Origin of the sequence: Nonomuraea sp. NPDC050663 (genome assembly GCF_044456985.1) — a bacterium.
Lineage (GTDB): Bacteria > Actinomycetota > Actinomycetes > Streptosporangiales > Streptosporangiaceae > Nonomuraea.
In genome coordinates, this window is record NZ_JBITGL010000008.1 from 482,337 (window position 1) to 497,070 (window position 14,734).

Here is a 14,734-nt window from a genome sequence, read left to right on the forward strand (position 1 = left end):
TCTACCCCTGGCTACCCTCTGTGTGGTTTCTGAACACGCAGATTGCCGCATCCTTTGGGGTTTCGGTCATCCGGCGGACGTGCGGCTTTGCCTTCTGTTCACCTTCCGTTCATCTTCTGGTCGTCGAAAGTTCAGATTTTGGTCCGGTGAAAGTTCAGGTAGGAGCGGCTCGGCGTCGGGCCACGCTGCCCCTGATACCGGCTTCCATACCTGTCGCTCCCATACGGGTGCTCCGCCGGAGAGCTCAACCTGAACACGCACAACTGGCCGATCTTCATGCCGGGATGCAGCTTGATCGGAAGCGTGGCCACGTTGGACAGCTCCAGCGTGACGTGACCGCTGAAGCCCGGATCGATGAACCCGGCCGTACTGTGAGTCAACAGACCCAGCCGGCCCAGACTCGACTTCCCCTCCAGCCGACTCGCCAGATCGTCAGGCAGAGAGATCACCTCGAACGTGCTCGCCAGGACGAACTCGCCAGGATGGAGGATGAACGGCTCATCGCCCTCCGGCTCGACCAGGCGGGTGAGATCCTGCTGCTCCGTGGCGGGGTCGATGTGGGGATAGCGGTGGTTCTCGAAGACGCGGAAGAAACGGTCGAGACGCACATCGATGCTGGAGGGCTGGAGCATGTCCTTGTCGAACGGGTCCAGACTCAGGCGACCTGCGTCGATCTCGGCAAGGATGTCTCTGTCGGATAGCAACACGGGGTCGAACTTACCGTGTGGGTTGACGTGTTGAGGGGTTGTGGGGTTGCTCGACGGGGCTGGGTTTCCGCTACAGTGGTGGCGCGGCCGTTGGTCGGTTGCGGGTGTAGTTCAATGGCAGAACATCAGCTTCCCAAGCTGACAGCGCGGGTTCGATTCCCGTCACCCGCTCCAAGACTGAAAGCCCAGCTTAAGAATGTGATCTAAGCTGGGCTTTTTCTTCGTTCCTCTGGCGCCGACGATCCCGAGCCAGGCTTGCCGCAGCCGAAGACCGCTACTGCGGGAGGAGCAGCGGAAGCTCACGGACTGAGCCTCGAAGTGGCCGCCTGCGGCTTATGCGTTCGTGAGCTGTCGGTGATGCACCGTTAGAGGCTCGATTTCAGTGGTGTCGTCGTCGACGACGAGCTCGACGCGGAACCGAACTCCCATAGCCGCGCCGAGGCGCAGCAGTGTCGCTATATCCGGAATGCCGCCGCCGCCCTCGATGCGAGACAGGGCGGGCTGGGACATCCCGGAGCGTTCCGCTACGACCTTCTGAGACAAGCCTCGGCGCTTACGGATCTCACGCAACTGGTCTCCAAGCTCCAGGTCACGGCCCGCCTGCTCGTACTCGGAGTGAGGCTGCGCATCCGCCTCCATCTCGCGCAGACGCTTCGCCTTGTAGGTCTCCCAACGGCTGTGCCCCATCATGCGCTCCTCTCGAACACGTGCGTGGTGGTCAGGTCGTGCTCTGCCTCACATCGCTTCTTGGCGGCGATCGCTCGGGCGATGTCGGCGGTCTGTGTCCCATTCTGTGTCTTACGGAAAACCGTCAGAATCACGATCACCTTGTTGGACGGCTTCCAAAAGGTCAACCGCCAGGTTGTGCGGTCGAGAGCGACACGCAGCTCGTGCACACCTTCGGCATCCTTCAGCTTCTTCACGTGATCCCCATCAGGGACGCCACCAGTGACGAGGTAGTCGTCTACGTTCCGCATGACCCGCTGGTAGAGCGGAAAGGAAAGTCCGTCCAGCCAAGACTCCACCTCCGGCTCCAGATCGATCGCCCACTGTGACATACCATCAATAATATATGTACTCGATGGTAACCCGCAGCGGAGCTGGGCGCCAGGCCTGACCTCGCGTCCGCTCCTCGATCTTGGTCGCAACCATTGATCACGCATGGCGTGATCACGATGGAGAAGCGGTCAAGACCTTGATCGCACGCCAGATGCGTGCCAGAACAGGCGGGGAGTCACGGTCACTCACGGGGAATCACGGAGACTCGACCCGCCCTGACCTGCACCCCCGTTTTCCCAGCTCAAAGCACCAAGGTCAGTAGCCGGTTCCCAAGCTGACAGCGCGGGTTCGATTCCCGTCACGCGCTCCACGTGTGAAAGCCCAGGTCATCCGAGGGATTCGGGATCTGGGCTTTGATCTTGTTGATCCCTGCGTGCTATTCATCTTCGTCGGTGTCGCGTGTGGTTTCGCCCGATGAGGTGCTGGTCGGGCGGCGCCACGGGCGCGGCTCTGACGTTGTCGTGACCCATCCTGGCCATCAGATCCTCGCGCCCGACGCTCGGGCCCGCCGCGATCCTGTCGACGGTGTGGCGAAGATCATGGAGGCGCAGGTGCGGGATGGTGGTGACCTGAACCTCAAAGACATCGAGACCATGGCCCTGGCCCCTTCTGGCGCCTGCTAAGAATCTAGGCTCACAGCCCTACACTCGCCATGACGCCCCTCCGTCCCTCAAAGCAGCGGAACGGTGCCTACCCCCAGCAGAGCGCAGATGCCAAGAATGCGCAGCATCGGCCACTTGAGAACGAACGTCATGATCATCGCTGCCACGGTTATGGCCATAGCAACGGGGCTGAGAGTGCCGAGCACAGGGAGTTGGATCGCGAACGGCCCCCAAGTCCAGGTGAAGGTCTGCCCGAACAGCGTGTGCTCGGCGAAATAGAGCGCCAAGTTGGCGATCACTCCGACGACGGCGGCAGTGATGCCCGTCAGCGCTGCGCTGACGGACCTGTTGTGGCGCAGCTTCTCCACATAAGGCGCCCCCAGAAAGATGAACAGGAAGCACGGCACGAAGGTGACCCACGTGGTCAGCAGGGCGCCGAGGAGGGCTCCTGCCCAAGGTGAGAGGACGCCAGGGTCACGGTAAGCGCCGAGGAAGGCGACGAACTGCACGACCATGATGAGCGGGCCGGGGGTGGTCTCGGCGAGGGCCAGACCGCGCACCATCTCACCCGGGGTCAGCCATGCGTAGGTTTCGACGGCACGTTCAGCGACGAAGGACAGCACCGCATACGCGCCACCGAAGGTGATCAGCGCGGTTCCGGAGAAGAACAGGCCCTGGGTGGTGAAGACGCTGTCCGTGCCGAGGAGGAGGGCGACGGCCGCCACGGGCACCCACCAGGCCACTAACCCCACGGCAAGGATCTTGCTTGCCGTACGCCGGCTCGGCTGAGCATGGTGCAGGGCCTCGTCAGAGATCAGCGGAGCTGGTCCACCATCGCCGCCGTGCCCGTTGCCTCCCGCCGCGATGCTCGGGGCCAACCTGTGCACGAGCCAACCGATGAGCGCGGCGGCGGCGATGACCACGGGGAAGGGGATACCGAATAGGGCGAGGGCGACGAAGGCGGCCACCGCCACGCCGACGAAGACCGGATGGGTCAGGGAGCGCTTGGCGACCCGGATGACGGCTTGGGCGACGATGGCCAGCACGGCGGGAGCGATGCCGGCGAACAGCGCGGTCACGACCGCGGTGTCCCGCCACACGATGTAGATCGCCGACAGGGCCAGCAGCGCAAGCATGCCGGGCAGGACGAAGAGCGTGCCCGCCACCAGGCCGCCGCGGGTGCCGTTGAGCAGCCAGCCGACGTAGACGGCCAACTGCTGGGCTTCCGGGCCGGGCAGCAGCATGCAGTAGTTCAGGGCGTGGTTGAACCGCTGCTGGCCGATCCAGCGCTTTTCCTCGACCAGCGTGCGCTGCATGACCGCGATCTGACCGGCGGGACCGCCGAAGGTCTGTAACGAGATCAGGAACCAGGCTCGCACGGCCTGGCGGAACGGGATCACATCGCCGATGACGTTGGATGTCATCGCATCTCCAGAAGGCTGGCCGTCGGCGGGCTCGGTCATGACGGCTCCCGACCCAGCAGCAGCGCCCGCCGGTGGAATTCGTACAGCCCGTCGAAGATGGGTCCGCTGACGTCCAGGACGCGTTCGTCATGGCAGATCATCGACAAGCCCCTCAGGACGACGTCCAGGCCGGGCGCCTCGGGGGCGTCATAACGCTCGTCGTCGATATCGGCCTCATGGACGATCTCGGCCAGCTTCCACAACACCGGATCGTCGAGTTCGTAGCGCCGCAGGATCGTCTCGAACGTGCAGTCTCCCCGTGATGGGACAACTCGACACCCCGCATGTCGAAGGGCGTCGCATCGTCAGGAACCTGCGCGGGATCGTTGATGAAGACGAATTCGGCCTGGTCGTCGAGGCAGCGCCGGATGAGCCAAGCGCAGGCCGCCCGATCGATGTGAACGCCTTGCCGGGTCGCCCACTTCACGACGCGCCCTCCTCGATCGAAGTGTTCAGATCTCGTACGGCCAGCCGCGCGGCTTCACGTTCCGCAGGCGGAAAGTAGTCGCGCCGCCTGATCCGGCGGAGTTCGGCTTGGAGGCGCTTGACCGCGCGGACACGTTCACCTGGCCGCGCGAGCTTCGCCGACTGCACCTGCTCGATGACCGAGCGATATTCGGCCGCTCTTGCCTGCCTCATCTCCTCGGCAATGGCCTGCGCTTGAGCCGGACTTCCTGGCAGGGCCAGCCACAGCGTGCTGCTGCCGCCCACCTCGCTGATCTCTTGAGCGATCCACTCCAACTGCTCACGGGTCCGTGCGTCCGCGGGCAGCGCGACCAGGCCATCACCCAGGCGAGCCACGCCGAGCCGATCGAGCTTGCGCCAGATGGTGATCCTCAGCGTGGACGGCTGACGCGGGATCCGATAGGCCAACAGCACCCACTGCTCCGCCGTACCGGTCACAGAGCCAGCTCCTTGGTCAGTCGCAGCACGCGTACACGCAGTTCATCCGCCATCGCTTGATCGAAGTCACCGTGTTCCAGGCGCCACTCGACGGCGCCAGGGATGACCCCGGACGGGCAGTCGATCGTCACCACCATGGACGGCTCCGGCGCAGCCGACAACGGACGAGGCAGCTCGTGATCAAGCAGACGCTCCACCGGACTGCCCGCCAGGAGCCGGGGAGCATGCACGCTTACCCGATCCTGCGGGTCCAGCCCAGCGGTTGACGCGCCCCATCCGGCCGGGGCAGCTCCGGCGAACCAGGCCGCGGCAATCCTGCTCTTGCCCGCGCCGTGCGGGCAGACAAACAGCACAGTCCTATCCACATGGCCTCCAGGGTGAAACCAGAGTTACTGTAACCGCGGCTACACCTGTTGGCTATGTCGGTCGAGCGGCGCCACACCGGGCTTCGCGGTACAGGCTCAAACAGCGGTATCCAGGAAGTGCGGACATCGATCTCCCATGTGCATCGAGCCGCACAAGCCAGGAGCGTTGCGGCTACCTCGCCCGGCAGAGAAGCCGAGTGTTCGAGGGACCCATCGTCAACCTCACGGAATCGAGCCCGTCCCTCAGTACGCGGCGAAGATCTCCCCAAGAACACCCGCCGCGTCCGCCGGCAGCCCGTCGCCGTCGCGAACCGATCCGGCGCAGACGACCAGGGCCTTCCAGAGCGCCCAGCCCCGCCCCCGCTCCCAGACCGCCTCGTCCACCCCCAACCGATCACGGAAAGCAGCCCGGCTCTCGCCGGTCAGCATCGTCCAGGCGATCGCCAGGTCGCAGGCCGGGTCCCCGACCCCGCACGTGCCGAAGTCGATGACGGCCGCGAGTGCCCCGTCCTTTACCAGCAGGTTCCCAGAGGCGATATCGCCGTGGAACCAGACCTGGCGCCCGTCCCACGAGACCCGCAGCGCCCGTTCCCAGATCTCCTCGGCGACCTCGGTCGGGATCAGCCCGTCCAAGGTCTTCAGGGCGTTCCGAGTCCACCCGTCATAGGTCTGCAGCGGCCCGCCTCGGAACCAGTTGTGCAGCCCCGGCCCCGGACCGCCTGTCGGATCGATTCGTTGCAGGGAGGCGAGGAAGCCCGCCAGGTCGATGGCGAACTCCGTCATGTCCCCGACGTCGGCACGGTTCGCGGGCTCGCCGCGGAGCCAGCGATAGACCGACCAGTCGTGCGGAAAATTCTCGTCGGGTATGCCTCTGGCCAGCGGGACCGGGATCTCCACCGGCAGGGCGGGTGCGAGCACCGGTAGCCACCGGTGCTCCTTCTCCACCGCCAGGGCGTACTCCTCGGCGGTCGGCAGCCGTACCAGCATCTCGTCACCGAGGCGGAACGTGCTGTTGTCCCACCCCTGCGCGTCGACCGGCCGGATTTCCAGGTCGGACCAGTGCGGGAACTGCGCGGCGATCAACCGGCCCACCACGGCGGTGTCGACGACCGGCTTGCGGTCCGGCAACGGCAGGACTGCGGACATGTCGTTCATCAGGGGCAGACCGTACGGCACCCCGTCGGATCACCACAAGGATCCCGCAGAGCACCGGTCAAGAAGCTGCGTGCCGAGCGGCGACGCCGTCCAGCACCAGGCCGAGCTTGCGCTCGAACCAGAGGGAGGCGGGCTCGGCCAGCGCCCGGCGCATGAGCGGGGAGAGCTCCGCCCCCACGGCCTCCGCCCACGCGTCGGCGGTGGCCGCGGGCGCGTCGGGCTGATCGCCCCGGGTGAAGACGTCGATGGTGAGGTCGAACACGGTGTCGACGGCGAGGAAGGCCTCCTCGGGCGCGAAGCCGTACGAGATCAGCTGCCGTACGGCGGAGCCGAACCTGTGCATGATCTCCCGCGGGAAGCCCCGGAGCTTGAGGAACTCCCGCATCAGCCCGGGATGCCCCTCCAGGAGGCTCCAGATCGCTCTGGCCTGGGCTTCCAGGTCGGCGCGCCAGTGGCCGGCGGGGGCGGGCCAGCTCATCTGCTGGAGCGCCCGGTCGATGGCGAGCGTGACCAGGCCTTCGCGGTCCTTGACGTGGCGGTAGAGCGCCGAGTGGCTGACGTGGAGGCGGTCGGCGACGGCGGCCATGGTCAGGCGCTCGAAGCCGACGTGCAGGGCCGCGTCGGCGATGGCGGCGCGGGTGATGCTGGCGGGGCGGCCGCGCGGGCGGCCGAGCACGCGCCACTTCTGCTCGGCCATGTTCCGCTCCTATCCGGCCAGTCGCCACCCCTGGGCTCTGCTGCGTTCCGTCCAGAACGCAGCGTATCTGCCGTCACCGGCCAGGAGCTCCTCGTGCCTGCCCAGCTCGGCGACCCGGCCGTGGTCCAGCACGACGATCTGGTCGGCGTTGGCCACGGTCTGCAGCCGGTGCGCGATGACGAGCAGGGTGCGGTCCTTGGTGAGCGCGGTGAGCGCTTCGACGAGCGCCGCCTCGTTCTCCGGGTCCAGGGCGGCGGTGGCCTCGTCGAGCAGGACGATGGGCGCGTCCTTGAGCAGGGCGCGGGCGATGGAGACCCGCTGGCGCTCGCCGCCGGAGAGGGTGGCGCCCGCTTCGCCGACCCGGGTCTGCCAGCCGTCGGGGAGCCGCTCGGCGATCTCGTCGACCCTGGCCAGCCGGGCCGCCTGCCGTACCTCCGCGTCTGTGGCGGCGGGGCGGCCGAGGCGGATGTTGTCTTCCAGGGTGCCCTCGAACAGGTAGACGTCCTGGAAGACGATGGACAGCTGGGCCATCAGCTCCTCTGGTCGGTAGTCGCGCACGTCGTGTCCGCCGACCCGGACCGATCCGGAGCCTGCGTCCCAGAAACGGGCGATGAGCCGGGTGATCGTGGTCTTGCCCGAGCCGGACGGGCCGACCAGGGCGGTCATCGTGCGCGGGGGGACGGTGAAGGTCACCTCGTCCAGCACCGGCTGGCTGTCGTAGGAGAAGCGGACGTCGGAGAACGAGATCGAGGAGTCCTGCGGGACCGCTCCCGGCCCCGAGGCCAGCGCCGGTTCGGCCAGCACCTCGTTGACGCGCGTCAGGCTGCCGCGGGCGAGCCGCAGGTCGGCGGCCACGTCGGCGGCGGTCAGGAGGGGTTCGGTGAAGCGTACGGCGAGCACCAGCAGGCCGATCAGCTCGGGCGCCCCGAGCGAACCGCCCAGGGCGAGCGCGCACCCGGCGACGAGGACGACGGTGAAGGCGAACTGCACCGTCAGCGCGACCGCGCCGAGCCCCGGCAGCGCGGTCCTGAGCATGGAGCGCAACGCCCGCCGCTGCTCCACCAGGGCGTCGTCGAGCAGCCGGTGACCCTCGCCGACCCGGCCGAAGGCCCGCAGTACGGCCTGCTGCCTGGCGAACTCCACGACCCGGTCGGTGGCTTCCGCGGCCGCGTCGTCCATCGCCCTGTCGTTGCGTTGCGTCAGGGCGGCGGTCCAGCGGAAGGCCAGCCAGATCAGCGGCGCGGTGATCAGGGCGGCCAGGGCCAGCCGCCAGTCGAAGACGAACATGCACACCAGCACCGTCATCGGGACGACGGCCGCGTTGACGACGACCTGCAGCATGTGGGCGGGGATGCGCATCACGTCCATGACGCCCTTGCTCGTGAGCTGGCTCAGGCGGCCCACCCGGTCCGAGCTGAACCAGCCGATGGGGAGCGCGGCCACGTGGTCGCCGACGCGATGGTAGAGCCCGCGCATGGCGTCCAGACCGGTGCGGTAGCCGTACATGGACTGGACGTAGTAGGCGAGCGCGGTGGCGGCCACCACCGCGGCGAACGCGCCCAGCCACCCGCCCGCGGGCTCGCCCGACAGCAGGGCGCGCAGCACGGGCACGAGCATCGCGAACGTGACGCCCTGAAGCACGCCGTAGAGGGTCAGCCAGGCCAGATGGCGGGGAAGGCGGGGGCCGAGCAGCGCGTGGAGTTGTCTGATCATCGCATTGCCTGCCTCAGGTACGTTTCCGAATCGACGATCCGGCCGTGGTCGAGTGCCACGATCTGGTCGGCGCCGAGGATGGTGTGCAGCCGGTGCGCGATGACCAGCACCGTGCGCCCCGCCACGAGGGTCGACAGGGCGTCCTGGATGGCCGCCTCCGACTCGGGGTCGGCGAAGGCCGTGGCCTCGTCGAGCACCAGGACGGGCGAGTCGGCCAGCAGCGCCCTGGCGATCGAGACGCGCTGCATCTCGCCGCCGGACAGGTGCGCGTCCTCGCCGATCACCGAGTCGTAGCCGCGCGGGAGCCGCTCGATCCGCTCGTGGATCTGGGCGGCTCGCGCGACCTTCTCGATCTCCGTACGGCCGGCGTCGGGGTTGCCGAGCGCGATGTTGTCCGCGACCGAGGTGCGCAGCAGTTGCACGTCCTGGAAGACGAAGCCCACGTGCCGGTAGAGCTCGGCCGAGCCGATCTCGCGCAGGTCGCGCCCGCCGACGAGCACCGCCCCCTCGTCGACGTCGTAGAAGCGGGCCAGCAGCCGGCCCAGCGTCGACTTGCCAGAACCGGACGGTCCGACGAGCGCGGTGAGCGTCCCGGGTTCGAGCGTGAGGTCGACGCCCTCCAGCGCCCGGGTGGTCCCGCCGTAGGAGAAGCTCACGCCGCGGAACTCGACGCGCGCACCCTCCGGCGTCGCTCCCGGGGACGGCTCGGGCAGCACCGGCTCCGCCAGCAGCTCCGCCACCCGGCCCGCCGCCTCCGCCGCCTGACGCAGCCGCATCGAGCCGGAGTCCAGCTGCTGGAAGGGCGCGGTCAGCCCGACGCCGACGAGCACGAACGGCAGCACGTCGACGGGGGCGATCCAGCCCTGGGAGATGAAGAGCACCCCGCCGGCCAGCGTGACCAGCAACATCGTGGGCGGCGCGATCAGCGCGGTGCTGACGCCGCTGAGCCTGAGCATGGGACGCACCCACGCGCCGAAGAAGTCAGCGAAGTCGTCGGCGGCCCGCGCGAAGCGCTCGTGGGAGCGGCTGGCCTGGCCGAAGGTCTTGATGACGGCGATGCCCTGAACGAACTCCACCACCGCCGCGTTGATCCGGGCGGTCGCCTCGCCCCAGCGACGCATCTGCTCGCCGTACCCGCGCATCATGACGGCGAAGGCAGCCGCGAACAGCGGGATGGGCAGCAGCGTGACCAGGGTCAGCCGCCAGTCCACCCACAGCAGGTAGACGAGCGCGGCGACCGGGATGACCGCGGCGGCGAGCAGGTCGAGCAGGGCGTGCGCGACCAGATGGTGCATCTCGCGCACGTCGTCCTGCAGCACCTTCTTCACCTGGCCGGAGTTGCGCTCGGTGAACCAGCCCAGCGGCACCTTCGACAACCGGGCGGCCAGCCGCCGCCGCAGGTGGAGCTGCAGGTCGGCGTCGGCGAAGTGCGTGATCACCCCTGAGGCGCCGAACGCCAGGAAGCGCAGCAGCAGCGCGCCGATCGCGACCCACACGACCGGCCAGGGGTCGCCGCCGGTGAGCAGCGCCCTGGCCAGCTCGGCGACGCACACGAACGGCACGAGCGCGCTGAGCGCGTACACCACGTGCGCGAGCGCGGCGGTGATCAGGCGCTTGCGGATGGGCGCCATGAGCGTGACGAGCTCGGTCATGAGCGGGCCTCCGGCATGGGGCGGGGTTTCTGCACGCGATCGATTTTGTTACAGACACTCTTGAATAGGCAAGGCTTACCTTATTAGAGTCTGCTCACTGCCGCTCCGAAAGGCGCCGACCATGCCCCCTCACACCGGCTCGCGCCGCCTGCTGGCCGTCCTGGGCGGCCTCTACCTCGCCCAGGGCATACCGGTCGGCCTGTCGCTGATCGCCCTGCCCGCCATCCTTTACGGCCAGGGCGTCGGCCTCGACCAGATCGGGACGCTCGGCCTGCTGATCCTGCCCTGGGCCGCCAAGTTCGTGTGGGCGCCCCAGATCGACAACCGCAGGCCGCCGCTCGCCCGGGGCGCGAGCCGGAGGGTCGGCTGGGTGATCACCTGCCAGCTCGCCACCGTCGCCGTGACCCTCGTCCTGCTGGCCGTCGATCCCGTGACCGACTTCTGGCTGCTGCTCGGCGTGCTCCTGGCGGCCAACCTGCTCTTCGCCACCCAGGACGTGGCAGCCGACGCCCTGGCCGTCACCCGCCTGCACGGCCGCCAGTGGCTCGGCGCCAACGCGGTGCAGGGCGGCGGCTTCTCCCTGGGCATGGTCGCGGGCGGCAGCGGCGCGCTCTTCGCCTTCTCCGCCGCCGGGTGGACAGCGGCGATCCTGCTGATCGTGGCCCTGCTCCTCGCCTGCCTGCTGCCCGTGTGGCTCTCGCGCGACCTGCTCGCGCCCACACCGGAGGAGGCGGGCCCCTCCCGGGCCTCCATCCGCCGCTTCCTGCGCAGGCCAGGCGCGTGGCGCCTGCTCCTGCTCTCGGCCGGCTACAAGCTGCCGCTCATGATGGGCTACGGCCTGGTCACCACCCTGCTGGTGGACCAGGGCGCCTCCTACACCGAGGTCTCCGTCACCGCCGCCACCGTGGTCGCGCTCGTGTCGGTCGCGGGCGCCGCGATCGCCCCGGCCGTCGTCACCCGTCTGGGCTTAGGCCGCAGCGTGTCCGCCCTGCTCGCGCTCGCCGCCGTGGTCTGGGCCGCCCTCGGCGGCTGGCTGGTCGCCGGCGGCCGGGGTACGGCGGTGCCGATCCTCGCCCAGGCGGGCGGATACCTGTTCATCACCGCCGCCGCAGTGACGATGTACGCCATGTTCATGGCCCTGTCCTCACGCGAACAGGCCGGCACCGACTTCACGCTCTTCTACTGCGCCGAGGCGCTGGGCAACGCCGTCGCCACCAACCTCGCCGGGGCGGTCGCCGCCTCGCTCGGCTTCGGGCCGACCTTCCTCATCGCGGGGGTGGCGGGCCTGGGCACGGTCGTCGTCCTCACGCGGTCATTGCGGCGGCTCACCTCGGCCACGGACCAGCTCGGCGGCCTGGCCAAGGCGGAGCCGTCCTGAGCTGCCATGCTCCACCGGCTGCCTCAGGCCAGCGACCGCTCTCCCGCGACGTCGTACTCCGCCACCACAGCACCCAGCATCGCGGCCCCCTGCTCGCCACCGGGCCCGTCGCCGCGGAACGCCTCCACCGCCGCCTGCGACTCCCACCGCTCGAAGACGTTCACCCGCCCGGCGTCCACGAGGTCGGCGGCGATGGAGAAGTCCAAGCACCCCGGCTGGCGTCGAGCCTGCTCGACGACCTCGACGCACCCCGCCAGATAGGCCTCACGCTGCTGCGGTTCGACGACGATGTGCCCCGCGACGATCACCATCTGCTGCTCCTCGTGGCTCGACATCTGGCTGTCACCAACGACTGACCATTGGCCGTGGCGAATCTCATCGGTCGCTGACGTCCGTCGCGGCCGCCATGTCAGGACGGCACCCGGTTCACGTCAGCATCGCCCGCGATAGTCATCCCATCGAAGCCGCCCCACACACCACGGAGCTCACCACCATGACCCTCTCCCTCACCACCCAGGACAAGTCCACCCTCCGCACCGCCGCCTACGGCGCCGTCGCCCTGCTGGCCGCCGCCGGCGCGGCCGGGTCGCCGCACAAGATGGCCACCGCCGGGACCCTCGCCCTGACCGCCGCCACCGGCCCGGTCGGCCACGTGCTCGCGGCCAGGAGCAACGACATCCGCCTGTACGGCAAGGCGGTCGCCGACCTGGCCGACCAGGTGCTGCCCGCTCTGAGCGCCACCATGGCCCTGCTCGGCGAGCAGGACCCGGCCGAGGCGGGAAACTTCCGCGGCACCGTCCTCGTCGCCATCGAGGCCGCGAGCCAGGGCGCGTCCAGCCCCGCGGTCGCCGCCATGGCCGGCAAGATCATCGCAGCGCTCGACGCCGCCTGACGGGGGCGTGGCGGTGCCGTTCCGTCAGACAGAGAACCACGTGCCCAGGTGATCGCCTGGGCACATATCTCTCGAACCAGAGGAGGACAAGCGCTGACCTCGACCGCCGTCTCAGGACGAGTGCCCCGCAGCCCCGGCCAAGTCCACGCTCCACCGCAGTTCCCCGTCCTGCCACTCATCCGTAGGGCTGAGCCCGGCCGCCGTGGCCACGGCCGCGGACGCCCGATGGTCAGGATGGATGTGCGCCACCACGGTCAGCACCCCCTGCGACCCGAGCCACCCCACGAGCCCACGAGCCGCTTCGCCCGCGATGCCGCGCCCCTGCCACGGAGTCCCCACCACCCACGAGATCTCGGCGACCGGCCCGGGCCCCACCGTCGCCTGAACGGTGCCCGTCAGGCACGACTCCTCCCGCAACCTGATCACCCAGTTCAACCAGGAGACCTCCGGATCGGCGGACCCCACGACCAGGCGCTGGTAACGCTCGCGCAGAGCCCGCGGGCTGTACGGCTCGCCGCCGATGAAGGTGTGCAAGGCGGGATCCGCCAGCACCACGGCCATCTCCTCGGCGTGCTCGACGAGGAGCGGCAGCAGGTCCAGCCGCTCAGTGCTGATGGCGCTCATGGTGATGTCCCCTTCTTCGATCAATCGAGCCGCCGAGCATACGGAGTACGGCGCGCCACTGCTATTCGAGCCGTTCGCACACCAGCGGGTGGCCCGCCTCCCGGCGAGCGAAGCCGCTGCCGTCGAACCGAGCTCCAGCAGCCCACCCGGCCAGCCACTCGGTCATGGTCTCCGCATGCAGCTCGCCGTTCTCGGCCTCGTGCTTGATGAGCATCACCGGCCACTGCTCCGGATCGCCGGAGGTCATCCACCCGAGATGATCGCCGTCGATGGTGGATCCCCAGAGGAAGAAGCCGCCTGGCTCGGGCCACATTCCGAGCGTGTAGTCCTCGGGCGAGTCCTCTCTGAGATCCCGGTAGAAGTCCATCCATTCCGAGACGCCGGTGATGACTTCTGGACTCCAGCCTCGCGGGTCCGAGACCGCCAGCCAGCGGGCGAAACTCGAACTCCCGTACCGCTCGGCGAAGGCGACGAAATCAGGCGGAAGCACCAGCCCGAGCTCGGTGAAGATCGCATCCCAGTCCCGGGTACCGAACAGCGGTGCATCGGGTGGCGGAACCAGGGCCGTCAGACGATCGAGAGCGGAGAGATCGCGAGCCACGCAGCGACTGTAGCGGGACTTGTCTGACCTGGCACCCCATCTCATCCCGACTACCACGGAGGTCGGACAACGCCGTCCGCATGCGGTAGCACCCCTGCCAGCGCCCCCTCACGGTCGGCGGCATCGGCTAGATACACGTCGCAACGGCCGGCGGTGCGAGCGATACGCAGCCAACCGTCCAGGTCTTCCTCGTCCAAGAGGTGGTAGTCGTGCCGGAGCTTCCCCTTGGCACGATCCTCGATCAGGCCGTTGACGCCGCTGACTGTACTGTCCGCGTCGAGGAGGTGCCTGGCATGTTGGGCGATTTTGTTCAGGGGGCCGTCGGGACGACGAAGGGGCTCGGGAAGGGCCGTGACACGAGCGCGAGGTTGCAGCTGGGCGCGTGTGCCGACGGCACCGCGTTCCGCCTGCCGGCTGCTCCACTTCCGCTTAGAATTCGTGGTCTGCCGGTCGCCGCGGAGCATCCTCCTGACCGCTTCCAGTCCCGCTGGAAGCGGGGGATCAGGCGCCCGTCGTAGACGCTGCCATAGGAGTCGCTCATGGTCGGTGGGTGCAATTCGGGGATGCGGTCGATGGAGGTCCAGTCGTCTCCCGTGTAAGAGCTCCTAACAGAATGATCTCTGTCGTGGTTTGATCTCTCGCTGTAGCCCGAGTGAGAGGGACACGATGGCGAAGCTGAAGCCCTGGGAGGTCAGCGACGAGTTATGGGCGGTGATCGAACCGCTGCTGCCGCATCGACGACGGAGATTCCGGCACCCGGGCCGTAAGCGACTGGATGACCGGCTCGCCTTGCAAGGCATCCTGTTCGTCCTGCACACCGGCATCGCCTGGGAGCATCTGCCGCAAGAACTCGGCTACGGCTCGGGCATGACCTGCTGGCGGCGCCTGGCCGAGTGGAACGCCTCCGGTGTCTGGCAGCGGCT

17 protein-coding genes, 1 tRNA gene and 1 pseudogene are annotated in these 14,734 nt (G+C 68.5%); 5 read left to right on the top strand and 14 right to left on the bottom strand.

Annotated elements, in window-relative coordinates; all coding sequences use genetic code 11:
- Nucleotides 1–131: 131 nt before the first annotated feature.
- Complete coding sequence (dcd, locus tag ACIBH1_RS27275) at nucleotides 132–707, bottom strand: dCTP deaminase (protein ID WP_397316759.1); 576 nt, start codon at nucleotides 705–707, stop codon at nucleotides 132–134.
- A gap of 100 nt (nucleotides 708–807) precedes the next feature.
- On the opposite strand from dcd, the gene ACIBH1_RS27280 reads away from it, so the two are divergent.
- A tRNA-Gly gene (locus ACIBH1_RS27280) sits at nucleotides 808–881 on the top strand.
- A 159-nt stretch (nucleotides 882–1,040) separates the two neighbouring features.
- On the opposite strand, the gene ACIBH1_RS27285 is transcribed toward ACIBH1_RS27280, so the two are convergent.
- Both ACIBH1_RS27285 and ACIBH1_RS27290 read right to left on the bottom strand, forming a co-directional pair.
- Nucleotides 1,041–1,397 (bottom strand): helix-turn-helix transcriptional regulator, encoded by a 357-nt coding sequence (locus ACIBH1_RS27285; protein ID WP_326635308.1) that lies wholly within the window; start codon nucleotides 1,395–1,397, stop codon nucleotides 1,041–1,043.
- Nucleotides 1,394–1,765 carry a type II toxin-antitoxin system RelE/ParE family toxin gene (locus tag ACIBH1_RS27290; RefSeq protein ID WP_397316760.1) on the bottom strand — a complete coding sequence of 124 codons (372 nt, stop codon included), beginning with the start codon at nucleotides 1,763–1,765 and terminating at the stop codon, nucleotides 1,394–1,396. Before ACIBH1_RS27290 ends, ACIBH1_RS27285 begins: the two co-directional genes overlap by 4 nt.
- A 354-nt stretch (nucleotides 1,766–2,119) precedes the next feature.
- On the opposite strand from ACIBH1_RS27290, the gene ACIBH1_RS27295 reads away from it, so the two are divergent.
- Entirely contained in the window at nucleotides 2,120–2,389 is a 270-nt protein-coding gene (locus tag ACIBH1_RS27295) for a hypothetical protein (protein ID WP_397316761.1), read from the top strand.
- Nucleotides 2,390–2,436: 47 nt separating this feature from the next.
- On the opposite strand, the gene chrA is transcribed toward ACIBH1_RS27295, so the two are convergent.
- From chrA to ACIBH1_RS27335, 8 genes and pseudogenes are all read right to left on the bottom strand, one after another.
- Complete coding sequence (gene chrA, locus ACIBH1_RS27300) at nucleotides 2,437–3,831, bottom strand: chromate efflux transporter (RefSeq protein ID WP_397316762.1); 1,395 nt, start codon at nucleotides 3,829–3,831, stop codon at nucleotides 2,437–2,439.
- Nucleotides 3,828–4,258: pseudogene (locus ACIBH1_RS27305) on the bottom strand (chromate resistance protein ChrB domain-containing protein). Before ACIBH1_RS27305 ends, chrA begins: the two are co-directional and overlap by 4 nt.
- Nucleotides 4,255–4,734 carry a Chromate resistance protein ChrB gene (locus ACIBH1_RS27310; RefSeq protein WP_397316763.1) on the bottom strand — a complete coding sequence of 160 codons (480 nt, stop codon included), beginning with the start codon at nucleotides 4,732–4,734 and terminating at the stop codon, nucleotides 4,255–4,257. Before ACIBH1_RS27310 ends, ACIBH1_RS27305 begins: the two are co-directional and overlap by 4 nt.
- Nucleotides 4,731–5,087, bottom strand: a complete 357-nt coding sequence (locus ACIBH1_RS27315; protein WP_397316764.1) for a hypothetical protein — start codon at nucleotides 5,085–5,087, stop codon at nucleotides 4,731–4,733. The genes ACIBH1_RS27310 and ACIBH1_RS27315 overlap by 4 nt, the downstream gene beginning before the upstream one ends.
- Nucleotides 5,088–5,342: 255 nt before the next feature.
- Complete coding sequence (locus tag ACIBH1_RS27320) at nucleotides 5,343–6,254, bottom strand: aminoglycoside phosphotransferase family protein (RefSeq protein WP_397316765.1); 912 nt, start codon at nucleotides 6,252–6,254, stop codon at nucleotides 5,343–5,345.
- A 58-nt stretch (nucleotides 6,255–6,312) separates the two neighbouring features.
- Nucleotides 6,313–6,951 (bottom strand): TetR/AcrR family transcriptional regulator, encoded by a 639-nt coding sequence (locus tag ACIBH1_RS27325; RefSeq protein ID WP_397316766.1) that lies wholly within the window; start codon nucleotides 6,949–6,951, stop codon nucleotides 6,313–6,315.
- 9 nt (nucleotides 6,952–6,960) lie between these two features.
- Entirely contained in the window at nucleotides 6,961–8,664 is a 1,704-nt protein-coding gene (locus ACIBH1_RS27330) for an ABC transporter ATP-binding protein (protein WP_397316767.1), read from the bottom strand.
- On the bottom strand, nucleotides 8,661–10,316 hold the full coding sequence (locus tag ACIBH1_RS27335; protein WP_397316768.1) for an ABC transporter ATP-binding protein: 1,656 nt from the start codon (nucleotides 10,314–10,316) through the stop codon (nucleotides 8,661–8,663). The genes ACIBH1_RS27330 and ACIBH1_RS27335 overlap by 4 nt, the downstream gene beginning before the upstream one ends.
- A gap of 121 nt (nucleotides 10,317–10,437) precedes the next feature.
- Here ACIBH1_RS27335 and ACIBH1_RS27340 point away from each other — a divergent pair, with 121 nt between their 5' ends.
- Nucleotides 10,438–11,694, top strand: coding sequence for an MFS transporter (locus ACIBH1_RS27340; protein WP_397316769.1), 1,257 nt, complete (start codon nucleotides 10,438–10,440; stop codon nucleotides 11,692–11,694).
- Nucleotides 11,695–11,717: 23 nt separating this feature from the next.
- On the opposite strand, the gene ACIBH1_RS27345 is transcribed toward ACIBH1_RS27340, so the two are convergent.
- On the bottom strand, nucleotides 11,718–12,029 hold the full coding sequence (locus ACIBH1_RS27345; protein ID WP_397316770.1) for a putative quinol monooxygenase: 312 nt from the start codon (nucleotides 12,027–12,029) through the stop codon (nucleotides 11,718–11,720).
- Between the two features lie 158 nt (nucleotides 12,030–12,187).
- Between ACIBH1_RS27345 and ACIBH1_RS27350 the strand changes: the two genes are divergently transcribed.
- Nucleotides 12,188–12,586, top strand: a complete 399-nt coding sequence (locus tag ACIBH1_RS27350; RefSeq protein ID WP_397316771.1) for a hypothetical protein — start codon at nucleotides 12,188–12,190, stop codon at nucleotides 12,584–12,586.
- Nucleotides 12,587–12,697: 111 nt separating this feature from the next.
- Here the strand turns inward: ACIBH1_RS27350 and ACIBH1_RS27355 are convergent, their stop codons facing one another.
- Together ACIBH1_RS27355 and ACIBH1_RS27360 are read right to left on the bottom strand one after the other, a co-directional pair.
- On the bottom strand, nucleotides 12,698–13,210 hold the full coding sequence (locus ACIBH1_RS27355) for a GNAT family N-acetyltransferase (protein ID WP_397316772.1): 513 nt from the start codon (nucleotides 13,208–13,210) through the stop codon (nucleotides 12,698–12,700).
- 61 nt (nucleotides 13,211–13,271) lie between these two features.
- Nucleotides 13,272–13,811: an SMI1/KNR4 family protein gene (locus tag ACIBH1_RS27360; RefSeq protein WP_397316773.1), complete on the bottom strand. Its 540-nt coding sequence runs from the start codon at nucleotides 13,809–13,811 to the stop codon at nucleotides 13,272–13,274.
- 666 nt (nucleotides 13,812–14,477) lie between these two features.
- On the opposite strand from ACIBH1_RS27360, the gene ACIBH1_RS27365 reads away from it, so the two are divergent.
- A partial coding sequence (locus ACIBH1_RS27365) for a transposase (protein WP_397316774.1) occupies nucleotides 14,478–14,734 on the top strand: 257 nt, incomplete at its 3' end.

Excerpts from the sequence above, each read along its gene's own strand:
- ACIBH1_RS27290 (WP_397316760.1), bottom strand. The coding sequence starts at position 1,765 with ATGTCACAGTGGGCGATCGATCTGGAGCCGGAGGTGGAGTCTTGGCTG.
- ACIBH1_RS27320 (WP_397316765.1), bottom strand. The coding sequence starts at position 6,254 with ATGAACGACATGTCCGCAGTCCTGCCGTTGCCGGACCGCAAGCCGGTC.
- ACIBH1_RS27325 (WP_397316766.1), bottom strand. The coding sequence starts at position 6,951 with ATGGCCGAGCAGAAGTGGCGCGTGCTCGGCCGCCCGCGCGGCCGCCCC.
- ACIBH1_RS27350 (WP_397316771.1), top strand. The coding sequence starts at position 12,188 with ATGACCCTCTCCCTCACCACCCAGGACAAGTCCACCCTCCGCACCGCC.
- ACIBH1_RS27355 (WP_397316772.1), bottom strand. The coding sequence starts at position 13,210 with ATGAGCGCCATCAGCACTGAGCGGCTGGACCTGCTGCCGCTCCTCGTC.
- ACIBH1_RS27285 (WP_326635308.1), bottom strand. The coding sequence starts at position 1,397 with ATGATGGGGCACAGCCGTTGGGAGACCTACAAGGCGAAGCGTCTGCGC.
- ACIBH1_RS27340 (WP_397316769.1), top strand. The coding sequence starts at position 10,438 with ATGCCCCCTCACACCGGCTCGCGCCGCCTGCTGGCCGTCCTGGGCGGC.
- ACIBH1_RS27345 (WP_397316770.1), bottom strand. The coding sequence starts at position 12,029 with ATGTCGAGCCACGAGGAGCAGCAGATGGTGATCGTCGCGGGGCACATC.
- ACIBH1_RS27335 (WP_397316768.1), bottom strand. The coding sequence starts at position 10,316 with ATGACCGAGCTCGTCACGCTCATGGCGCCCATCCGCAAGCGCCTGATC.
- ACIBH1_RS27330 (WP_397316767.1), bottom strand. The coding sequence starts at position 8,664 with ATGATCAGACAACTCCACGCGCTGCTCGGCCCCCGCCTTCCCCGCCAT.
- chrA (WP_397316762.1), bottom strand. The coding sequence starts at position 3,831 with ATGACCGAGCCCGCCGACGGCCAGCCTTCTGGAGATGCGATGACATCC.